The organism is Neorhizobium sp. USDA 3394, assembly GCF_056280385.1.
In genome coordinates, this window is the sequence record NZ_JBWCDU010000001.1 from 1,669,683 (window position 1) to 1,688,464 (window position 18,782).

At 62.3% G+C, this 18,782-nt stretch carries 20 protein-coding genes; 11 read left to right on the forward strand and 9 right to left on the reverse strand.

What is annotated here, in order from left to right:
* Positions 1-29: 29 nt before the first annotated feature.
* Positions 30-314, reverse strand: coding sequence for an acyl carrier protein (locus ACZ9EJ_RS07895; protein ID WP_092662234.1), 285 nt, complete (start codon positions 312-314; stop codon positions 30-32).
* 117 nt (positions 315-431) lie between these two features.
* On the reverse strand, positions 432-1,403 hold the full coding sequence (locus tag ACZ9EJ_RS07900; RefSeq protein WP_046640284.1) for a nucleoside hydrolase: 972 nt from the start codon (positions 1,401-1,403) through the stop codon (positions 432-434).
* Between the two features lie 178 nt (positions 1,404-1,581).
* Here ACZ9EJ_RS07900 and ACZ9EJ_RS07905 point away from each other — a divergent pair, with 178 nt between their 5' ends.
* A complete protein-coding gene (locus tag ACZ9EJ_RS07905) occupies positions 1,582-2,367 on the forward strand; it encodes a TSUP family transporter (RefSeq protein ID WP_255737164.1) in 786 nt (261 codons plus the stop codon).
* Here the strand turns inward: ACZ9EJ_RS07905 and cobU are convergent.
* Complete coding sequence (cobU, locus tag ACZ9EJ_RS07910; protein WP_046640285.1) at positions 2,364-2,885, reverse strand: bifunctional adenosylcobinamide kinase/adenosylcobinamide-phosphate guanylyltransferase; 522 nt, start codon at positions 2,883-2,885, stop codon at positions 2,364-2,366. The genes ACZ9EJ_RS07905 and cobU overlap by 4 nt on opposite strands.
* Before the next feature lie 726 nt (positions 2,886-3,611).
* Here cobU and ACZ9EJ_RS07915 point away from each other — a divergent pair.
* The 3 genes from ACZ9EJ_RS07915 (at position 3,612) to ACZ9EJ_RS07925 (ending at position 6,108) form a co-directional block, all read left to right on the forward strand.
* On the forward strand, positions 3,612-4,607 hold the full coding sequence (locus tag ACZ9EJ_RS07915) for an ABC transporter substrate-binding protein (RefSeq protein WP_046640286.1): 996 nt from the start codon (positions 3,612-3,614) through the stop codon (positions 4,605-4,607).
* Between the two features lie 118 nt (positions 4,608-4,725).
* Entirely contained in the window at positions 4,726-5,739 is a 1,014-nt protein-coding gene (bmt, locus tag ACZ9EJ_RS07920) for a betaine--homocysteine S-methyltransferase (protein ID WP_046640287.1), read from the forward strand.
* 24 nt (positions 5,740-5,763) lie between these two features.
* A complete protein-coding gene (locus ACZ9EJ_RS07925) occupies positions 5,764-6,108 on the forward strand; it encodes a hypothetical protein (RefSeq protein ID WP_046626419.1) in 345 nt (114 codons plus the stop codon).
* Between the two features lie 5 nt (positions 6,109-6,113).
* Here ACZ9EJ_RS07925 and ACZ9EJ_RS07930 read toward each other — a convergent pair whose 3' ends face one another.
* From ACZ9EJ_RS07930 to ACZ9EJ_RS07945, 4 genes are all read right to left on the reverse strand, one after another.
* Positions 6,114-8,174 carry a vWA domain-containing protein gene (locus tag ACZ9EJ_RS07930; RefSeq protein WP_370649716.1) on the reverse strand — a complete coding sequence of 687 codons (2,061 nt, stop codon included), beginning with the start codon at positions 8,172-8,174 and terminating at the stop codon, positions 6,114-6,116.
* A 2-nt stretch (positions 8,175-8,176) separates the two neighbouring features.
* The gene (locus ACZ9EJ_RS07935) at positions 8,177-8,704 is read right to left on the reverse strand and encodes an RNA polymerase sigma factor (RefSeq protein ID WP_046626423.1); all 528 of its coding nucleotides are present in this window, start codon (positions 8,702-8,704) and stop codon (positions 8,177-8,179) included.
* 83 nt (positions 8,705-8,787) lie between these two features.
* Positions 8,788-9,465, reverse strand: a complete 678-nt coding sequence (locus ACZ9EJ_RS07940; protein ID WP_046640289.1) for a 4Fe-4S dicluster domain-containing protein — start codon at positions 9,463-9,465, stop codon at positions 8,788-8,790.
* Positions 9,466-9,566: 101 nt separating this feature from the next.
* On the reverse strand, positions 9,567-11,141 hold the full coding sequence (locus ACZ9EJ_RS07945) for a trimethylamine methyltransferase family protein (RefSeq protein ID WP_046640290.1): 1,575 nt from the start codon (positions 11,139-11,141) through the stop codon (positions 9,567-9,569).
* Positions 11,142-11,405: 264 nt separating this feature from the next.
* Between ACZ9EJ_RS07945 and ACZ9EJ_RS07950 the strand changes: the two genes are divergently transcribed.
* Positions 11,406-12,107 (forward strand): corrinoid protein, encoded by a 702-nt coding sequence (locus ACZ9EJ_RS07950; RefSeq protein WP_046626427.1) that lies wholly within the window; start codon positions 11,406-11,408, stop codon positions 12,105-12,107.
* 30 nt (positions 12,108-12,137) lie between these two features.
* On the opposite strand, the gene ACZ9EJ_RS07955 is transcribed toward ACZ9EJ_RS07950, so the two are convergent.
* Entirely contained in the window at positions 12,138-12,299 is a 162-nt protein-coding gene (locus tag ACZ9EJ_RS07955) for an entericidin domain-containing protein (RefSeq protein ID WP_046626428.1), read from the reverse strand.
* A 14-nt stretch (positions 12,300-12,313) separates the two neighbouring features.
* Between ACZ9EJ_RS07955 and ACZ9EJ_RS07960 the strand changes: the two genes are divergently transcribed.
* From ACZ9EJ_RS07960 to ACZ9EJ_RS07980, 5 genes are all read left to right on the forward strand, one after another.
* Positions 12,314-12,955 (forward strand): DUF1638 domain-containing protein, encoded by a 642-nt coding sequence (locus ACZ9EJ_RS07960; protein ID WP_251089728.1) that lies wholly within the window; start codon positions 12,314-12,316, stop codon positions 12,953-12,955.
* Positions 12,956-13,012: 57 nt separating this feature from the next.
* A complete protein-coding gene (locus ACZ9EJ_RS07965; RefSeq protein ID WP_046640292.1) occupies positions 13,013-13,786 on the forward strand; it encodes a formyl transferase in 774 nt (257 codons plus the stop codon).
* Positions 13,787-13,915: 129 nt separating this feature from the next.
* The gene (locus ACZ9EJ_RS07970) at positions 13,916-14,218 is read left to right on the forward strand and encodes a virulence factor (protein ID WP_046640374.1); all 303 of its coding nucleotides are present in this window, start codon (positions 13,916-13,918) and stop codon (positions 14,216-14,218) included.
* A 52-nt stretch (positions 14,219-14,270) separates the two neighbouring features.
* The gene (locus ACZ9EJ_RS07975) at positions 14,271-15,233 is read left to right on the forward strand and encodes a methyltetrahydrofolate cobalamin methyltransferase (RefSeq protein WP_046626434.1); all 963 of its coding nucleotides are present in this window, start codon (positions 14,271-14,273) and stop codon (positions 15,231-15,233) included.
* Between the two features lie 11 nt (positions 15,234-15,244).
* Positions 15,245-17,281 (forward strand): ASKHA domain-containing protein, encoded by a 2,037-nt coding sequence (locus ACZ9EJ_RS07980; protein WP_046640293.1) that lies wholly within the window; start codon positions 15,245-15,247, stop codon positions 17,279-17,281.
* Between the two features lie 2 nt (positions 17,282-17,283).
* On the opposite strand, the gene ACZ9EJ_RS07985 is transcribed toward ACZ9EJ_RS07980, so the two are convergent.
* Positions 17,284-18,180: a LysR family transcriptional regulator gene (locus tag ACZ9EJ_RS07985; protein WP_046626439.1), complete on the reverse strand. Its 897-nt coding sequence runs from the start codon at positions 18,178-18,180 to the stop codon at positions 17,284-17,286.
* A 213-nt stretch (positions 18,181-18,393) separates the two neighbouring features.
* Between ACZ9EJ_RS07985 and ACZ9EJ_RS07990 the strand changes: the two genes are divergently transcribed.
* Entirely contained in the window at positions 18,394-18,603 is a 210-nt protein-coding gene (locus ACZ9EJ_RS07990; protein ID WP_251089727.1) for a hypothetical protein, read from the forward strand.
* Positions 18,604-18,782 lie beyond the last annotated feature (179 nt).

Here is an 18,782-nt window from a genome sequence, read left to right on the forward strand (position 1 = left end):
AGATTGCCGGCCCGGGATGATCGGTACGATCAGCCCTTCGCCGCCTTCAGCTCGTCGATCTTGGCACACAGGTTCTTCAGGACGAAGTACTCTTCGGTCGAAACCTTGCCTTCGTTCACTTCCTGGGTCCACTGTTCCAGCGGAATCTTGATCCCGAATTCCTTGTCGATGGCGAACACGATATCCAGGAAATCCAGGCTGTCGATGCCCAGGTCATCGATCGTGTGGCTTTCCGGCGTGATGGTCTCGCGATCGATTTCGCTGGTCTCAGCAATGATGTCGGCAACTTTGTCGAATGTAGCAGTCACGCCCATGTCCTTCGCAGAATATCAAAATCAAGGTTCCACATAGGGAAATCGATCACAAATGCCAATGGCTTCGTCTTCCCGCATGAAAATTTGCACCGGAACTGTTGCCTAAACAGCAATCGGCTAGGCGCCGGAGGCCCGGCTATCGACCAGCGCGGCCCGGATTACCTCCAGAACCTCGCCCGATCGGACATCTGTGCACACCCACTGGCTCGGCTGGCCGTCCCAGGCCGTGCCGACGAACTTGCGGCTGCTGTCGGGGGCCTGGATCGTTTCGCCGTCAGCAATGCCGCCACAGACGACTCGCACCGGCCCACTGCGGAGGATGAAGAGATCCGGCCTTACCAGATAGACGCAGGCCGTGCTGTCATGCACCGCCATGCCGGAAATGCCGACCCGGCTCTTGTAGAATTCGATGTAATATTGCGACAGGTCGGACAGCAGCTGCACCGACTTTTCGCCCGACTTGGCCATGTCGGCAAGATATTCCCCCGTCATGATCGTCTTCATCGTGACGTCCAGACCGACGATGGTGACCTTCCACGGCGTGGTAAAGATGATGTCGGCGGCTTCGGGATCGCCATGGATATTGGCTTCCGCTGCCGGCGTGACGTTGCCGTTCACATCGAAGGCGCCGCCCATGACGACGACTTCCTTGACGAGACCGGCGAAATCCGGATCGGCCTGCAGCGCCAGCGCCAGATTGGTCATGCGGCCGACGGCAATCAGCGTCACCTCGCCCGGATTTTCGCGCACGGTATCGATGATAAACTGATAGGCAGGACGGGGATCGAGCGGCCAGTCGATCGTTTCAGGCAGGCCGATATTGCCGAGACCGTCTAGACCGTGCACGACGGAAGCCGCGCGATCGTCACTGCGCAGCGGATCGATGGTTTTATCGGCGCCTTTGGCAATGGGGGCTGAAATTCCCCATTCCCGATGCAGGAACTGGGCATTGCGGGTGGTGAGATCGAGCGGAACATTGCCGAAAACGGTCGTCACGCCGAGAAGATCGATTTCCGGGTGGCGGTGCAGAAAGAGCAGTGCCATCGCGTCGTCGACGCCAGGATCCGTATCGAAAATGACCTTGTGCATAAGCTTTTCCTCGTTCGGCTCTTCGAAAGCCGCGCACAATAACGCCAAACCGATGATGCGCAATCCCGGAAGCAACATGGCTGGGGTTCCGCTGGAGGCGGTTGCAGTCGTGACGGTTCGATGCGAGAAGCGCGCCGCACCCGTCCGGATGCGCTTCCGCCGACAGAGTCTCCTCCCCTTGACCGACCTAGCATTCCAATTCCTCTTCCTGCTGTTTCTTGCCGGCATTTTTGCCGGTTTCGTCGATTCGATCGCCGGCGGCGGCGGGCTCATCACCATTCCGGTGATGCTGATCGCCGGCATTCCGCCGCTCGAATCGCTTGCTACGAACAAGCTGCAGTCGCAGTTCGGATCGGCATCCGCGACGATCGCCTATGCGCGCCGTGGCCATGTGAACTTGAAAAGCCAGCTGCCGATGGCGGCGATGTCGATGATCGGCGGGGCCGTGGGCGCCGCGCTTGCGTCTCTGGTGCCGGCAGGCTGGCTTGCCGCGGCAATCCCCTTCCTGCTGATCGCCATCGCGCTGTTCTTCGCCATCAAGCCCAATCTCAACGATATCGACAGTCACCGCCGGGTGACGCCCTTCGTGTTCGGAGTAACGATCGTCCCGTTGATCGGCCTTTATGACGGCATATTCGGGCCCGGCGCCGGCTCATTCTACATGCTGGGTTTCGTGCTGCTCGCCGGCTTTGGCATGCTGAAGGCGACCGCCCATACCAAGCTCATCAATCTCGGCTCCAATTTCGGATCGTTCCTGGTCTTTGCGGCAACCGGGTCCGTGCTCTGGAAGATCGGCCTGATCATGGGCGTCGGCCAGTTCCTCGGCGCCCAGGTCGGCTCGCGGATGGCCATGAAGAACGGCGCCAAACTGATCAAGCCGCTGCTCGTCATCTCCTGCCTGGCGCTCGCCCTGAAGCTGCTTGCCGATCCGACCCATCCCGTCCGCGTCTGGTTGGGCTTCTAGCCCTTCATCCTGAGCGGCAGACCGGCGGCCACGAAGAAAACCTCGTCGGCAGATGCCGCGATCCGCTGATGCAGCCTTCCGGCATGATCCCTGAACTCCCGCGCCATCTTGTTGTCCGGCACGATGCCGAGGCCAACCTCGTTGGAGACGACGATCAGTTTCGTTGAGAGGCTTTCGAACCGGCCCACGAGTGTGGCGGCGGCAGTGTCGATATCGCGCTCGTCCATCATCAGGTTGGTGAGCCAGAGCGTCAGGCAATCGACAAGGATGACCCTCCCCGGCGCATCGATCTCGGTTAGTCGCTCCACCAGATCGAGAGGCACTTCATGTGTGGTCCAGCCGCCTCCGCGATCCGCGCGATGTCGGGCGATGCGCTCGTGCATCTCTTCGTCATAGGCACGGCCGGTGGCGATGTAGTGCCGTTCCAGGCCGCTCTCCTTGGCAAGCCTTTCCGAAAAACCGGATTTGCCCGAGCGGGCGCCGCCGAGGACAAGGGTAACGTGGCCATTGCGTGTCATGGAGAAAGTGGCCTGAACCAGAGGGGACCGGACGATTCGTAGACAAGAGGCGTCCGGCCCTGTTGGTGATGATGTCTCTGGATTTCCATTGCCGTCGAATGGTGCAGCCATATACGCCGGGTGTCAACCAACACCGCTTGCCGTCGATCAGCTTCATCGACACAGGCCGCCACGGCTGGCCGGGTCCGGCCAGCCGATTTTCGGCCACAAATCCGCACGTCGGGCAAAGGAGGCCGTGGCCCCGTATTGACCCATCACGAATTTGACAACGAAGAAGTGAAGTGTCCGCGGGCCAACAAAACGGGGCCTGCCATCGGACGGCAAGGGCGACCGGTACGCACTACCTGATCCGGCGCCAAGCGCGAGCTAACCGCCCGCATGAAAAGCAATAACGCCACATTCTTACCGGATGGTTAGTGAACTCCATAAGCCGCGCGATTTTCTCGATTTTTCTGTTCTTTGCGAAGGAATGACGCCGTGAGCGGCGGCGGCTGCCGGAAAAGGCCCAGCCGCAGGATCGCGTGGGTATGTGCATGTTGATTTCTGAGGAGGAAGACGTACCGTCATTTGAACTGACATAATAAATGCACAGTATCCGTGAAAAGCTGTGGCAGATGCGAACGAGACCTATACTCTCGACAGCCTGCTTGGACTGAATCCAGCGGTGTGCACCACCTCGCGCTCGATTGAAGTGAACAGTGAAAGGAAAGACCGGGAGGTCGCTGAATGAAAAAAATCCTCGCTTCCACGGTCTTTGCCGCCGGTCTTTATGCTTTCACAGGGTCAGCCTCGGCGGACTGCGGTACTGTCTCGATCGCCGAAATGAACTGGGCTTCGGCCGGCATTGCGGGCAATCTCGACAAGATAATCCTGGAACAAGGTTTCGGCTGCACGGTCCAGCTCGTCCCGGGCGACACGCTTCCGACCTTCACGTCCATGAACGAAAGAGGCCAGCCGGACCTCGCGCCGGAATTCTGGATCAACTCGGTGCGCACTACACTCGACAAGGCCGTTGCCGAGGGCCGCATGATCGTCGGCGCGGAGATCCTTTCCGACGGAGCCGTCGAAGGCTGGTGGATCCCGAAATTCCTGGCCGACGCGCATCCCGATATCAAGACCGTGCAGCAGGCACTGACCCATCCGGACCTTTTCCCTGGGTCGCAGAAGCCCGGAAGGGGTGCCGTCTATAACTGCCCGTCCGGCTGGAGTTGCCAGGTTTCCACCGCCAACCTGTTCAGGGCGCTTGGGGCCGAGGAAAAGAAATTCGATCTGATCGATACCGGCACTGCCGCCGGCCTCGACGGTTCGATCAGCAACGCCTTCGAGAAAAAGACCGGGTGGCTCGGATACTACTGGGCTCCGACGGCTTTCCTCGGCAAATACGAGATGGTGAAGCTCTCCTTCAACGTCCCGCACGACAAGGCCGATTGGGACGCCTGCACCGCAGTGCCCAACTGCCCGAACCCGAAGGTCAACTCCTATCCGACGTCCCAGGCCTTCACCCTGGTCACCAGACAATTCGCCCAGAAGGCCGAGGTGGCGATGGACTATATCAAGAGGCGCAAATGGACCAATACGACGGTCAACAGCGTGCTCGCCTGGCAGGAAGCGAACAAGAGCACCAACGAAGCTGCCGCCAAACATTTTCTGGAAAGCAGTCCGGACATCTGGACCAAGTGGGTCGCTCCCGACGTCGCCGACAAGATCAAGGCGTCGCTCTGACGCGATTGCTTGAACCGCCGCTGGTGAAGCCGCCGGCGTCGCGAAGAGGCATGCGGCTGCGAGTTGCAATCATATAAAGGTTTCTTTATATGATATTTCCATCGCAAGGAGCGCCGCCATGCCGACCGCCAACGCACTGACCGAACTTCTGGCCGAAAAGGGCGTGCTGCTGGCCGATGGCGCGACCGGCACCAATCTCTTCGCCATGGGCCTGGAAGCCGGCGAAGCGCCGGAACTGTGGAACGAGGCCGCGCCTGAAAAGATCGAGAAGCTGCATCAGGATTTCGTCGACGCAGGCGCAGACATCATCCTCACCAATTCCTTCGGCGGCACGCGCCAACGGCTGAAGCTGCACAAGGCGGAAGGCCGGGTGCACGAACTCAACCGGCTTGCCGCCGAGATTGCCCGCAAGGTGGCAGACAGGGCCGGCCGCAAGGTGATCGTCGCGGGTTCGGTCGGGCCGACCGGCGAACTGCTGGTGCCGCTCGGCGCCATGACCTATGAGGACGCGGTCGCGGCCTTCGCGGAACAGATCGAGGGCCTGAAGGCCGGGGGCGCCGATGTCGCCTGGATCGAGACCATGTCCTCGCCGGAGGAAATCCGCGCGGCGGCCGAAGCGGCCGTCAAGGTCGGGCTTCCCTATACCTATACCGGTTCCTTCGACACGGCCGGCAGGACGATGATGGGCCTCGATCCCAAGCAGATCCACGGCGTGGCTAAGGACATCGGTGAAGGCCCGGTCGCGGTCGGCGCCAATTGCGGTGTCGGCGCATCCGATATCCTGTCGAGCCTGCTCGACATGACGGCGGCCGATCCCGATGCCGTCACCATCGTCAAGGGCAATTGCGGCATTCCGGAATTTCGCGGTTCGGAGATTTTCTATTCCGGTACGCCGCCGCTGATGGCCGAATATGCAAGGCTCGCACGCGATGCCGGAGCAAAAATCATCGGCGGATGCTGCGGCACGTCCTGCGAACATCTGGCCGCAATGCGCGCCGCGCTCGACAGCTATACACCCCGGCCGAGACCGACGATCGAGGAAATCGTCGACAAGATCGGCCCGCTGCGCAATAAGACCGCCAGTGAATCGGGCGGAGATTCCGCCCGGGAAAGACGTCGCCGCCGCGGCTGACGCGTGAGGCTGAAGGACACAGACATGGCAAACATATCCCCGATCGGCAGTCGGGAAACGGTAGCGGAGAGCCTTTCGGCTTTCTCCGCCGAAAATCAGTCCTGGCTCGCGCTGCTGATGGACAATCCGACGTCCGACGATCTGATGCTCGATGGGTTGCACCTCTACCTGCATAACGCATCGGAGGCGAAATTCCTCAATTCGTTGAAGCTGCAGAAATGCGGCGAATGGATCGGCAATGCCGCCCCTGCCCGGCTGCAGATCCGGCTGATGGAAGCGGCGAAGTCCAGCCAGCATCCGGCCTATTCGGCATTTCGCGATGGGCTGGCCCGCTCCGGCGGCCTGGAGCGGGCCTATCCCAAGGTCTGATTACCCTAACGACGGTCCAGGGTCTCGGCCAGCCGCACCAGGTCGAGGAACCCGCCGCGATACCCGAACGCGTCCTCGCCGCGGGCGTTGCGCGCCATGTCGAGGATCAAGCGGTAGGGATAGGCATCGAGCGCATCGGTGCCGCGCAGTTTCTGACCGAAGGCGGCGACGGCCGTGGCGAAACGCACGTCCTGAGGCGCCGCCGAGAAGTCGCGCACCGCATTCATCTCCGTGACAACAGTGGTGATCAGCTTGCTGGCGTCGCCATCCGGCTGCTTGTAGCGGATTTTGACGAAGGCCATTTCATTGGAGACCGGGATTGGCGCCGACGCCGCGGCAGGGCCGTAACGAAGCGGGTCGTTGAGCGCCGAGGCACTGCCTTTGGGCGTCACCTCGTAAATCGCCGTCACCGCATGGCCGGAGCCGATATCGCCGGCATCCACGCGGTCGTTGTTGAAATCCTCGCGCTTCAGGGCCCGGGTCTCGTAACCGACCAGCCGATATTCGGAAATCTGCTGCGGATTGAACTCCACCTGGATCTTGACGTCCTTGGCGATCGGGAAAAGCGTCGAGCCGGCCTCGTCGACAAGCGCCTTCTGCGCCTCGGCGAGCGTATCGATATAGGCGGCCGTGCCATTGCCGTTCTGAGCGAGCGTCTGCATCAGGCTGTCGTTGAGATTGCCCTTTCCGAAGCCAAGAACCGACAGGAAGATGCCGTCCTTGCGGCGCTGCTCGATGATCCGCTTGAGCTCTTCGTCGCTCGATACGCCCACGTTGAAATCGCCGTCGGTCGCAAGCATCACGCGGTTGACGCCGCCCTGGATGAAAGCCTGACGGGCCAGGCGGTAGGCCGCATCGATACCTTCGGCGCCGGCCGTCGAGCCGCCGGGCCGAAGATTGTCGATTGCGGCGAGAATCTTGTCCCGTTCGCGGGCGGACGTCGGCTCGAGCACCGTCCCGGCATTGCCTGCATAGGTGACGATCGAGACCTTGTCCTCCGGCTTCAGCTTGCCGACCAGCAGGCGGAAGGCGCTTTTCAGGAGCGGCAGCTTGTCCGGCGCGTTCATCGAGCCTGAGACGTCGATCAGGAAAACGAGATTGGCGGCAGGCTGCGCGGCGGACGCGGTCTCGAAGCCCTTGATCCCCACATGCATCAGCCGCGTGCCGCTATTCCACGGCGTCGGCGTGACGGTGACGGTGGTACGGAACGGTTCGTCTGCCGTCTGCGGCCGTGGCCAGTCATAGGGGAAATAATTGATCATCTCCTCGACACGCACGCTGCCGGGATCGGGCAGATGTCCCTCCAGCAGCGAGCGTCGGACGAAGGCATAGGACGCGGTATCGACGTCGACCGAGAAGGTCGAGACCGGATCGGTTGCAACGCTTTTCACCGGATTGGTGTCGGCATTGGCAAAACGGTCGCGGCTTTCTTCGAGCGGCGGCAGGATTTCGCGCTCGGTTGGCGCATAACGGGGAGCGGCGGCCAAAGGTACCGCACGCTCGGCCAGGACCGGCGGCGGTGCCATGGGAGCGGGCGCCACGCTTCGTTTGGCCGCACCACCGCTGGCCTCCTGCTTGTTCAGCAGCCGGGCAATGTCCGACTCGACAAAATCGCTTTGCCTGGAGGGTTGAGCCGTTTGCGCAGCGTCATTCCCCCGCCCCGCTTCCGGCTGGCGCGGTTCAGGCGGCTTCGCGACCGTCGGCACCGGAACTCTTTCCGCCGTGGGCTTCGGCGCGTCCAGGACTTGCGGCAGGGTGACCTGGCCTGAGTTCGGCAGGTTTCCGCGCGTCAGTTCGAATGTCAGCAGGGCTGCTGTGGGAATGATCAGCATCGTCGCAAGCGCCGAGCCGGCGAGATAACGGTGTTGGGTGAACATGCGGGCGCTCCAGATCCGGTTGAGAACGGAGCTTTGACGCCGCCACCAGGAACTTCCTTTGCTGCGCGCGGTATTTTCTTCCGTCTCGTCGAACGCCTGCATGGCGGCGGCAAGCGCGCGGGTGCGTGCCGCATCGGAAGCGCGGGGCGCGGGGGCTAAATTGCCGAGCTGGTCGAATTCGTCCGTCATGGTCAAACCGCCTCCTTCTTCAGAAGGTCCTTCAATCGTTTACGCGCCTCGTGCAGATGCCAGGAGACCGTATTTTCACTGCACTCGAGAATGCCCGCCGCGGCCGCATGGGAGAGCCCTTCGCCATGAACCAGCAGGACCGCATCCCGCTGTTTTTCCGGCAGCCGGCGCACCGCCGCCCACAGCCAGTTGCCGCGATCGTCTTCCTCCGGCTCCAGATGCGAAAAGAAGATCGGGTCGTTTGCAAGCCGGTCATGATCCCGTCGCCGGCGGGAGGACTGGCGCTGATGGTCGCGCACGGCATTCAGTGTCAGCGTGTAGAGCCAGGTGCGGAACGCCGACTGCCCCTTGAAGCTGCGGATCGCCTTGCCCAAGCGGATGCAGACATCCTGGGCGATGTCTTCCGCATCGCTTTGCGAGCCGCACCAGCGCCAGGCGACGGCATGAATGAAATCGTAATGCGTCTCGACGAGCGCAGAAAACGCATTGCGGTCGCCCTGGCATGCCTTATCGAGGATTTCCGCGCTCACTTATCCGCCCGCTTTTCCGTCGCCCAAGAGCTTAGACGTTTCACTCGGGAAATTCCTTGGGATACCCGAGAAAAATTTTGAGCTCACCGCATCAGCGCTTCCATATGGAACCGGAGCTGCCCCGGCGGGTAGCGATGCTGCACCCCGACCGGACAGACATTGCGGGCAACACAGCCGGAGACCATGCACGTCGCCTTGCCCGCATCGCTTGCAAGATACGCGCGGCATCGGGGAGTGTCGAAGCCCGACGGGTCGACCGCATCGACGGGACAGGCCGACAGGCAGGGCTTTTCGGCGCAGCTCTCGCAGGGGTGCTTGGCCTCATCAGGCGGTTTCCCTATCGCAAAGGGAAAGCCGAGAGCGCCGCGATAGCCGTGCCAGAGCCCGAACTCCGGATGGATGAGGATGCCGAGCGGCGACGACTTCAGACCTTCGGCCTTCATCGCCCATTGCTGGAACGGCTGCCAGGGCGGGTCCGAGGGAAAATAGGCAGCGGCTCCGAGCTGCTCGGCGAGCGGCCGGATCAACGACTTCGACCACGTGTCGAGGGGATCGGGACCGTCATGGCCTTTTCGCCATTCCGTGAACGCCGGCCAGATCGAACCGCCGACATTGCCAAGCAGCACGACGGACCTTGCAGCGGAGCCGTCACCTAGCAACGGCCCCTCGCCCGCTCCGAAATTCACCACGCCGCGGACCAAAATGCCGTGGAGTTCGAGCCCCGCGGCAATCTCGTCGACAACTGGTGAAGGCGGCCTCACCGAGGCCCCTGGTATTTGTAGTGGGGGCGCCAAACCCCTTCCTGGACGAAATCGGCGACCAGTCTGGCGCCGCCTTGCTCCCTGGCGGCATCGGGCTCTCTTCAGGTGAAGGCGTCGGGCATCGAATCCTTGCGATCCTTGATGAACGCGAGCAGCGCCTCGTCGATCGCGGGGTCGAGCGGCGGCGCTTCATAGCTGTCGAGCCAGGAGCGGCAGAGCGCGTTGGCGCGCTGCTCGATCCGCTTCTCGCCCTCGATCTCCCACTGTTCGAAGGAATTGTTGTCCATCAGCGCCGAACGATAGAAGGCCGTCTGGAAATGGGCCTGGGTGTGGGCGCAGCCGAGATAATGGCTGCCGGGACCGACTTCGCGGATAGCGTCGAGGGCCTGGCCTTCTTCGGACAGATCGACACCCTGCGCCATCTTCTGCATCATGCCGAGCTGGTCCTGGTCGATCATGAATTTCTCGTAGGACGACACCAGGCCGCCTTCCAGCCAGCCGGCGGCATGCAAGACGAAATTCGTGCCGGCAAGCAGCGTCGTATTGAGCGTGTTTGCCGATTCGTGCGCGGCCTGGGCATCCGGCACTTTGGAGCCGCACAGCGAACCGCCGGTACGGAACGGCAGGCCGAGGCGGCGGGCGAGCTGGGCCGCGCCGTAAGAGACCAGTGACGGTTCCGGCGTGCCGAAGGTCGGAGCGCCGGACTGCATCGAGATCGACGCCGCGAACGTACCGAACAGCACCGGCGAGCCCTTGCGGATCAGCTGCGTCAGCGCAGCACCCGCCAGCACTTCGGCAAGGATCTGCGTCAGCGTGCCGGTTACCGTCACCGGGCTCATGGCGCCGGAGAGAATGAACGGCGACACGACGGAGGCCTGGTTGTGCCGCGCATAGACCTTCAGCGCACCGAGCATGGTCCCGTCGAACACCATCGGAGAGTTCGCGTTGATAAGGTTCAGCGTGACGCAATTGTTCTCGACGAATTCGTCGCCGAACACCAGTTTCGCCATGGCGACGGTGTCCTCGGCACGTTCCGGCGCGGTGACCGATCCCATGAACGGCTTGTCGGAATACTTGATATGGCTGTAGATCATATCGAGATGCCGCTTGTTGACCGGCACATCGACCGGCTCGCAGACCGTGCCGCCTGACGAATGCATCGACGGCGCCATATAGGCGAGCTTCACGAAATTGCGGAAATCCTCGATCGTCGCGTAACGGCGCTTGCCGTCGAGGTCGCGCACGAAGGGAGGTCCGTAGACCGGCGCAAACACTGTCGCCTTGCCGCCGATCTGGACATTGCGCTCCGGGTTGCGCGCGTGCCAGGTGAATTCGCTCGGTGCGGTCTTCAGGAGTTCGCGGCAGAGGCCCTTGGGGAAATGCACCCGGTGGCCCCTGACGTCGGCACCCGCCTTCGCCCAGAGCTCGAGCGCCTCCTCGTCCTCGCGGAATTCGATGCCGATCTCTTCGAGGATCAGATCCGCATTGCGCTCGATGAGAGCCAGGCCCTCCTCGTCCAGCACCTCGTAGACGCCGATTTTGCGGGTGATATAGGGCAAGGAGACACCGGGACCGTTGCCTGCGCGGGCCGCGCGGCGGCCTGCCGCTCCCCGCTCGCCGCGGCCGCGCCTGGCCCCGCTGCTTGCCGGTTCCGTCTCTGGGGTCAAATCGTCCATGATGTTCCTCGCCTCCGCTTTGAAAAGCGCCTCAAGCTTTTTTGATGCGCCATGCTAGGCTCAAGCGCAAGCGCAGCCCCGCCTTTCTGCGTCACAGGTTTGTACAGGACAGACATCGCGCGGCGATCTTCCGTCGTTTTTCCGACGCGCCGCTGTCGCATACGAAAGAAATTGCCAAGCAAATTAAAGGTACAGATAGTCGGGACGGTAACCGTCTGATTTGCCGGCCTTCGACCCGGCCCCTCGAACGAAGGGAATCATTGAATGTCCGACGACGAAATCATCCTGGCGGAACTCTCCGACGAAGAACTCGTGCAGCAGATGCACGACGATCTTTACGACGGCTTGAAGGAGGAAATCGAGGAGGCGACCAACATCCTGCTGGCTCGCGGCTGGACGCCCTATGACGTCCTCACGAAGGCCCTGGTCGAGGGCATGCGCATCGTCGGCATCGACTTCCGCGATGGCATCCTGTTCGTGCCGGAAGTGCTGCTATCGGCGAATGCCATGAAGGCCGGCATGTTCATCCTGAGGCCGCTTCTGGTCGAGACCGGCGCTCCGAAACTCGGCAAGATGGTGATCGGCACCGTCAAGGGCGATATCCACGACATCGGCAAGAACCTCGTCGGCATGATGATGGAGGGAGCGGGCTTCGACGTGGTCGATCTTGGCATCAACAACCCGGTCGAGAACTATCTGGATGCGATCGAACGGGAACAGCCGGATATTCTGGGAATGTCTGCACTGTTGACCACGACCATGCCCTATATGAAGGTCGTCATCGATACGCTGAAGGAAAAGGGCATGCGCGACGACTATATCGTGCTGGTCGGCGGCGCACCGCTCAACGAGGAATTCGGCAAGGCGGTTGGCGCCGATGCCTATTGCCGCGATGCGGCGGTCGCTGTCGAAACGGCAAAGGAGTATATCCGCCGCAAGCACAACAGCCTTGCCGCCGGCGCCTGAGGCGCCGAACGGCTTGCTGACGGCGACGCCTTAGCGGGAAGCAGCGCGATCGACCCGGCGCCCCGCATCCTGAGTGGCATTGACGGTATTGGCGGTATCCTGGCCCATGCCGCGAATGGTATTGCCGCAGGAAGTGAGGGAAACCATCGTCGCGAGAAGAGCGGCGATCATCGTGACTGTCTTGGCCGTCATGTTAGAATACTCCAATGGAGAGAGATGAAATCGTGGCGGAAATGGAATTTCCGGCAGAGGAACGTTCAACTCGCGAAAAAGTTCACGTGATCGCTTGCGGAGCGATCGCCAGGGAAATCCTCGCTGTTTCCAGGCAGCAAGGTCTTGGTCACATCGACCTCAACTGTCTGCCGGCGATCTGGCACGCCTATCCGCAGAAGATCGTTCCGGGGCTGGAAAAAGCTGTCGCCGAGGCGCGGGACGCAGGCTTCGAAAAAATCTTCTTCGCCTACGCCGATTGCGGAACCGGCGGCGACATCGACCGGCTCTGTGAACGCGAGGGCATCGCCCGCATAGAGGGCCCGCACTGTTATTCCTTCTTCGCCGGAAACGACGCCTTTGCCGCAAAAGCGGACGAAGACCTATTCTCATTCTTCCTGACCGACTTCCTTGCCCGCCAGTTCGAGGCCTTCGTCATCGAACCGCTCGGCCTCGACCGCCACCCGCAGCTGAAGGACATCTATTTCGGCAATTACCGAAAGCTCATCTATCTGAGCCAGGAGGAGGACAAGGTCCTTCAGGAGAAGGCGCGGGGGGCCGCCGATTATCTCGGCCTGGAATACGAATACCGCTTCACCGGCTACGGCGACCTCACGCAGGCGTTACGCTCGGTTTAACCGTTTCTTCGGGCCTTCGGCGGAAAAGTGCGGCCCTCAGCTTTTGCGGAGGGATCGATGCAGGACGGGAATTCTCGGATCGTGGTGATGACATCGGGCGGGGTGAACCCGCAGGTGATGATCAACGCATTGGCAAAACGTTTTCCCGACCTGCATGTCGTCGAGGAACAGCCGGAATCGAAGGGCACGCTGCTGAAACGCCGCGCCCGGCGGTTCGGTTGGCTCGCCGCGCTCGGCCAACTGGCCACGATGATCGCGTCGCGGCTCACCAAAAGCGTGGCGGCAAGGCGCTCCGAGGAGATCATCCGCGACTACGGCCATTCCGCCGAGACCAACCCGGCAATCCCCGTGACGCACGTGACCTCCCTCAACGATCCGGCCTGTCACGCAGCGGTGACAAGCCTGAAGCCTGCCGCTATCTTCACCATATCCTGCCGCATCCTGTCGCCTGCGACGCTTGCCGCTGTCCCCTGCCCGGTCATCAACTTCCACGCCGGCATCAACCCGATGTATCGCGGCCAGATGGGCGGCTACTGGTCGCGCGTCGAAGGCGACGAGAAGAACTTTGGCGCAACCGTGCATCTGGTCGACAAAGGGATCGACACCGGAGGGACTCTCTACGAGAATCGCGTGGCCCCAGCGCGCTCGGATTCGCTCGCTACCTATCCGCTGCTGCTGACCGCCTCTTCCGTCGATATCAGCGTCCGCGCGCTTCAGGATGCGATCGACGGCACGCTGAAGCCGTACCAGCCGCAAGGCCCGTCCGCCCTGCGTTTCCCGCCGCCGATCTGGACCTGGCTCTATCACGGGCTGACCCGGAAGATCTGGTAACCGTCATCCGGCCCGGCATCCGGCAAGGCAATCCCATCGCCGCGTCGTATTTTGCCGGGTGCGACGTCGTCGCAAGCGCAGTCTTGTGGCTCGCACCCGTGCATGCTGCGCCTCAACACGGAGGAATTCATGGCCGACCGCATCGTCGTCTTCTGGCGGGATATTCCGGCGCAGGTGATCATCAAGAAGGGCCGCCAGACCGCCAAGCGGGAATTGTCGCTGCGCTTCACCGAGGCGATCGACATGTGCGCGATGCGCAGCGGCGCTGCCGGCACCGACGACTATCTCGCGGAATGGCGCAAGGCCGATCCGATACCCGTGTCCGACGATCTGGAAGCAGAAGCCGACCGGGCGGCAGCCGAGCTCGAAGCAGCCTATGACAGGGAAAAACTCGTCGCGCTGGTGAAGACCGGCGGTCGCGAAACCGCCTGACGTTCAGACAATCACATCGTTTCTGCGCCGCATCGCGCGCCTGGAGGAAGAAATGACCCGCACCATCGTCGCATCCGCAACCCGGGAGATCGTGATCGGCTTCGACCAGCCCTTCTGCGTGATCGGCGAACGCATTAACCCGACGGGCCGCAAGAAGCTCGCGGCCGAGATGATCGAGGGCAATTTCGACACCGTCATCAGGGATGCGTTGGAACAGGTGGCGGCGGGTGCCACGATGCTCGACGTCAATGCCGGGGTCACCTCGGTCAATCCAAACGAGACCGAGCCCGGCCTGCTCGTCCAGACCCTGGAGATCGTCCAGGGCCTCGTCGACGTGCCGCTGTCGATCGACAGTTCGGTGACAGCCGCAATCGAGGCAGCGCTGAAAGTCGCCAAGGGCCGGCCGCTGGTCAATTCGGTGACTGGCGAGGAGGAGAAGCTCGAGGCGATCTTGCCGCTCTGCAAGAAATACGACGTACCGGTGGTGGCGATCTCCAACGACGAGACCGGCATTTCGATGGATCCGGACGTCCGTTTCGCGGTCGCCAAGAAGATCGTCGAACGCGCCGCCGACTACGGCATCAAGCCGCACGACATCGTCGTCGATCCTCTGGTCATGCCGATCGGCGCGCTCGGAACCGCGGGCCTGCAGGTGTTCGCGCTGCTGCGCCGCCTGCGCGAAGAGCTGAAGGTCAATACGACCTGCGGGCTCTCCAACATCTCCTTCGGCCTGCCGCACCGCCATGGCATCAATGCCGGCTTCATCCCGATGGTGATCGGCGCCGGCATGACCTCGGCGATCATGAATCCCTGCCGGCCGCAGGAAATGGAAGCGGTGCGCGCCGCCAACGTGCTGAACGGCACGGATCAGAATTGCGGTAACTGGATCATGACCTATCGCGACTATAAGCCGGTCGAAGGCGGTGGAACTGCTGCGACGGCTGCACCTTCGGCTGCCAGCGGCCGACGTGGCGGCCGGGCCGCACGGGCCGGCGCCGGAGCGCGGACGGAGTAAGTACAGGTATCATGGCGGATATTTCCAAGAGAGATCCCCTCGTCCTCTTCATGCCGTCGGGCAAGCGCGGCCGGTTTCCGGTCGGCACGCCGGTGCTCGATGCCGCGCGCCAGCTCGGCGTCTACGTGGAGAGCGTCTGCGGCGGGCGGGCGACCTGCGGGCGCTGCCAGGTCTCGGTCCAGGAGGGACATTTCGCCAAGCACGGCATTACCTCGGCAAACGACCATCTGTCGCCGCCAGGCCCGAAGGAAGAGCGCTACGACCGCGTGCGGGGGCTTCCCGAGGGGCGCCGCCTCTCCTGCTCGACCCAGATCCTCGGCGATCTCGTCGTCGACGTGCCGCAGGATACGGTGATCAATGCGCAGGTGGTCCGCAAGGCCGCCGACGAGCGCGTCTTCGACCGCAATCCGGCGATCCGCATGTGTTATGTCGAGGTGGAAGAGCCCGACATGGAAAAACCGCTCGGCGATCTCGACCGCCTGAAGGCGGCGCTTGCCAGCGACTGGCATTTCGACGATCTCGATGTCGATTTCCATTTGATTCCGAAAGTGCAGCAGATCCTGCGCAAGGGCGAGTGGAAGGTCACGGCGGCAATTCACAAGGACCGGGACGACGACCGGGCGCGGCTGGTCGCGCTCTATCCAGGCCTGAAGAACGAGGCCTACGGGATTGCATGCGACATCGGTTCGACGACGATCGCCATGCATCTGTCGTCGCTGCTGTCGGGTCGCACCGTGGCGTCGGCGGGCACATCGAACCCGCAGATCCGCTTCGGCGAGGATCTGATGAGCCGCGTCTCCTATGTGATGATGAACCCGGCCGGCCGCGAGGCGATGACACTGGCCGTGCGCGAGGCGTTGAACGGCCTCATCGACAGGGTCTGCGCCGACGGCGGCGTGTCGCGGACCGACATTCTCGACAGCGTCTTCGTCGGCAATCCGATCATGCACCATCTGTTCCTCGGCATCGATCCGACGGAGCTTGGCGGAGCCCCCTTCGCGCTTGCCGTTTCCGGGGCGGTTCAGGTTAAATCCTCCGAGATCGGCCTGCCGATGAACGAGGGCACCCGTACTTATCTCCTGCCCTGCATCGCCGGCCATGTCGGCGCCGATGCCGCGGCGGCAACCCTGTCGGAAGGTCCGCACCGGCAGGAGGAGATGATGCTGCTGGTCGATATCGGCACCAATGCGGAAATCGTGCTCGGAAATTCGACCCGCGTCGTCGCGGCCTCCTCTCCGACCGGTCCTGCCTTCGAAGGTGCCGAAATCTCGTCGGGCCAGCGGGCAGCACCCGGAGCCATCGAGCGGATCCGCATCGATGCCGCAACCCTCGAGCCGCGCTTTCGGGTGATCGGCATCGAGCCCTGGTCGGACGAGCATGGTTTCGCCGACGCTGCCGCTGCGACCGGCATCACCGGCATCTGCGGCTCGGCGATCATCGAAGTGATTGCCGAAATGTATCTGGCCGGACTGATCTCTGAAGACGGCGTGGTGGACGGCACGATGGCGGAGCGCAGCCCGCGCATCCTCCAGAACGGCCGGACCTTCTCCTATCTCGTGCATGACGGCGAGCAGCGCATCACCGTGACCCAGAACGACGTGCGTGCCATTCAGCTCGCCAAGGCGGCGCTCTATGCCGGCGTCAAGCTGCTGATGGACAAGCAGGGCGTCGACCATGTCGACCGCATCGGGCTTGCCGGCGCCTTCGGCACGTTCATCGATCCGAAATATGCGATGGTGCTGGGTCTCATCCCGGATTGCGACCTGGCCCGCGTCAAGTCGGTGGGCAATGCCGCGGGGACTGGCGCGCGGATGTGCCTGCTGAACCGCAGCTATCGCCGCGAGATCGAGGAAACCGTCAGCCGGATCGAGAAGATCGAGACGGCTCTGGAACCGAAATTCCAGGAGCATTTCGTCTATGCCATGGCCTTGCCGAACAAGGTCGATGCCTTCCCTCACCTGGCGGCGGTCATCACCCTGCCGGAGCGCAAGGCGCTGGCCGAGCCATCGGGAGAAGGCGGCCGCAGACGTCGCCGCAGCCGCGAGTAGGATCAGGCAGCGGCGGCGACCAGGGAGCCGAAAGCCTCGCGGATGCTTTCGGCCACGGCCTTGCCGGGCACCGAAAGCTGCGGTGCCGTCAACAGCCGGATATCGAAGTTGATCAGGTCCGGCAGACCCTCCTTCGCCCCGAGTATCTGCATGTCGTCGGTGACGTAGGAGCGCGGGAACGGCGCGATCGCCAGATCGGACAGCACGGCGGCGCGCTGCGCCATCGTATGGGCGCTGGCATAGGCGATGCGATAGCTCCGCTTGTGTTTCTCAAGCTGAGAAATGGCATCATGTCTCCACACGCATCCGTCTTCCCAGACGGAGATCGGCAGCGGATCGCGCAGATAGGCCGTGCCGCATTTGGCGCCGGCCCAGACCAGTCGTTCCGTGTGAATCATCTCGCCGGCCGTCGAGAAAGGCCGGGTGGCACAGTTGATTAACGCCAGATCCAGCCGCTGCTCATCCATGCGCTTCTTGAGCGCCAGGCTCATATCGACCGTGACATCGACCATGATGCCCGGAAAGCTCTCGCCGAAGTCCTTGAGCACCTTCGGCAGAAGGCGCTCGGCGATATCGTCCGGCGCGCCGAGACGGACCACGCCGGAGAGTTCCGGCATGACGAAACGCGACACTGCCTCATTGGAGAGCGCGAGCATGCGCCGCGCATAGGAAAGCAGCATCTCGCCGTGTTGCGTCAGCGACACCGAGCGGGCATCGCGCAGGAAAAGCGTCGTCTTCAACTGCTCTTCCAGTTTCTTGATCTGCATCGAGACCGCAGACGGCGTACGCAGAACTGCATCGGCCGCGGTCGAGAAATTGCCGGTTTCGGCAATCGCCACGAACGTGCGCAATACGTCATTATCGAGCAGCGGAAGCGGCGGGCGGAATGGAACAGTCATGTCAGCCTCTATCAATAATTCTGAACTTAAGCACCATATCATTTCGTTTGATTGAATGTCAAACGGGCGGCATACTCAAAAACATCGGAAGCGAGCGTCGATACCAAACAGAATTTCATGAGACGCATAACTTGCATCCGATTGATTGATGGATTGATGGCGTTCATTGTCCCGACTGAGCGTTGTCCCATGAGACACCCAAGGAGAACCGACATGACTATGATCACCTATCAGGAGAGCGATCGCTCCCGTTTCCGGCCGTCATCTTTCGCCTCGCCCATCCGCCCCGTCCTGGACGCGGTTGTGAGGCTTCGCGATCAATGGCGTCGTCGCCAGACCGAAAGAATGCTGGAAGGTCTGCCCGCAGAAATCCGCAAGGACATCGGATGGCCGACGACCAATGCCGCACCGCATAGCCGATAACCCTCCCGCCCCATGGCCCGCACGCATGAACGGCGAAGCGGGCCATGCAGGCTGAGGCACGCTTTGAGCCTGCTGCCTCCGGCAATTAAGCCTGCGACCCGCCTATGTCGCAAAAATGTTATCAGCCTGTCGTCGAAAGCCCTTCTCCGCCGCCTTTCCCCGTGCCAATGTCGCTTTTG

Coding starts and splice junctions, on each gene's coding strand:
- ACZ9EJ_RS07975 (WP_046626434.1), top strand. CDS start 14,271: ATGACCCGCACCATCGTCGCATCCGCAACCCGGGAGATCGTGATCGGC.
- ACZ9EJ_RS07900 (WP_046640284.1), bottom strand. CDS start 1,403: ATGCACAAGGTCATTTTCGATACGGATCCTGGCGTCGACGACGCGATG.
- ACZ9EJ_RS07950 (WP_046626427.1), top strand. CDS start 11,406: ATGTCCGACGACGAAATCATCCTGGCGGAACTCTCCGACGAAGAACTC.
- ACZ9EJ_RS07925 (WP_046626419.1), top strand. CDS start 5,764: ATGGCAAACATATCCCCGATCGGCAGTCGGGAAACGGTAGCGGAGAGC.
- ACZ9EJ_RS07985 (WP_046626439.1), bottom strand. CDS start 18,180: ATGACTGTTCCATTCCGCCCGCCGCTTCCGCTGCTCGATAATGACGTA.
- bmt (WP_046640287.1), top strand. CDS start 4,726: ATGCCGACCGCCAACGCACTGACCGAACTTCTGGCCGAAAAGGGCGTG.
- ACZ9EJ_RS07945 (WP_046640290.1), bottom strand. CDS start 11,141: ATGGACGATTTGACCCCAGAGACGGAACCGGCAAGCAGCGGGGCCAGG.
- ACZ9EJ_RS07960 (WP_251089728.1), top strand. CDS start 12,314: ATGGAGAGAGATGAAATCGTGGCGGAAATGGAATTTCCGGCAGAGGAA.
- cobU (WP_046640285.1), bottom strand. CDS start 2,885: ATGACACGCAATGGCCACGTTACCCTTGTCCTCGGCGGCGCCCGCTCG.
- ACZ9EJ_RS07990 (WP_251089727.1), top strand. CDS start 18,394: ATGACTATGATCACCTATCAGGAGAGCGATCGCTCCCGTTTCCGGCCG.
- ACZ9EJ_RS07970 (WP_046640374.1), top strand. CDS start 13,916: ATGGCCGACCGCATCGTCGTCTTCTGGCGGGATATTCCGGCGCAGGTG.
- ACZ9EJ_RS07980 (WP_046640293.1), top strand. CDS start 15,245: ATGGCGGATATTTCCAAGAGAGATCCCCTCGTCCTCTTCATGCCGTCG.
- ACZ9EJ_RS07965 (WP_046640292.1), top strand. CDS start 13,013: ATGCAGGACGGGAATTCTCGGATCGTGGTGATGACATCGGGCGGGGTG.
- ACZ9EJ_RS07895 (WP_092662234.1), bottom strand. CDS start 314: ATGGGCGTGACTGCTACATTCGACAAAGTTGCCGACATCATTGCTGAG.
- ACZ9EJ_RS07915 (WP_046640286.1), top strand. CDS start 3,612: ATGAAAAAAATCCTCGCTTCCACGGTCTTTGCCGCCGGTCTTTATGCT.
- ACZ9EJ_RS07955 (WP_046626428.1), bottom strand. CDS start 12,299: ATGACGGCCAAGACAGTCACGATGATCGCCGCTCTTCTCGCGACGATG.
- ACZ9EJ_RS07930 (WP_370649716.1), bottom strand. CDS start 8,174: ATGACGGACGAATTCGACCAGCTCGGCAATTTAGCCCCCGCGCCCCGC.